Consider the following 798-nt stretch of genomic DNA (forward strand, 5'->3'; position numbering starts at 1 on the left):
TGATAGCGGTGTAAACCTCGATGAGCGCGGATTTATCTTCGTAGATGACCATTGTAATACAGGCGTTCCGGGTGTTTATGCCGTAGGCGATGTTGTACGTGGTCCAATGCTAGCGCATAAAGGCTCTGAAGAGGGGGTTATGGTTGCTGAGCGTATTGCTGGTCAAAAGACTGAAGTTAATTACGATACGATTCCCGGGGTTATCTATACCAACCCTGAAATCTCTTGGGTTGGACGTACTGAAGAGCAGCTAAAGGCTGACGGTGTTGAGTATAACGTTGGTACTTGTCCGTTTGCTGCAAATGGCCGTGCAATGGCAGCGAATAACACTGCAGGTATGGTTAAGGTATTAGCAGATGCTAAGACGGACAGAGTACTTGGTGTTCATATGATAGGTGGCAGTACTTCTGAGCTAATTGCGCAAGCGGTTATCGCGATGGAGTTTGGTTCTAGCGCTGAAGACCTTGGTTTGACAATGTTTGCTCACCCAACATTGTCAGAAACGGTCCATGAAGCTGCATTAGCTGTTGGTGGTCATGCGATTCATATTGCAAATAGAAAGAAACGTAAATAAATAATAACGCATATTCCCCGCATTATTTCAATAGATAAGCGGGGCTAGTGCGAACATAACACGGGAAAGAAAAGGGATTTACGCTGTGCCAGCAATGAGTGGCGCAATGTGATCGGTTAAGGATTGACCGAGATTTTGTCCGGCCACTTAATACGAGTGGCATTAATCAATTAAATGACGGAATGAATTATGAATTTACACGAGTATCAGGCAAAACAACTCTT

At 44.6% G+C, this 798-nt stretch carries 1 protein-coding gene; it reads left to right on the top strand.

What is annotated here, in order from left to right; all coding sequences use genetic code 11:
• Positions 1-574: FAD-dependent oxidoreductase (locus A3763_RS20070; protein ID WP_197483010.1), on the top strand; the 574-nt coding region annotated here is incomplete at its 5' end.
• Between the last annotated feature and the right edge of the window lie 224 nt (positions 575-798).

Source organism: Oleiphilus sp. HI0128, assembly GCF_001635365.1.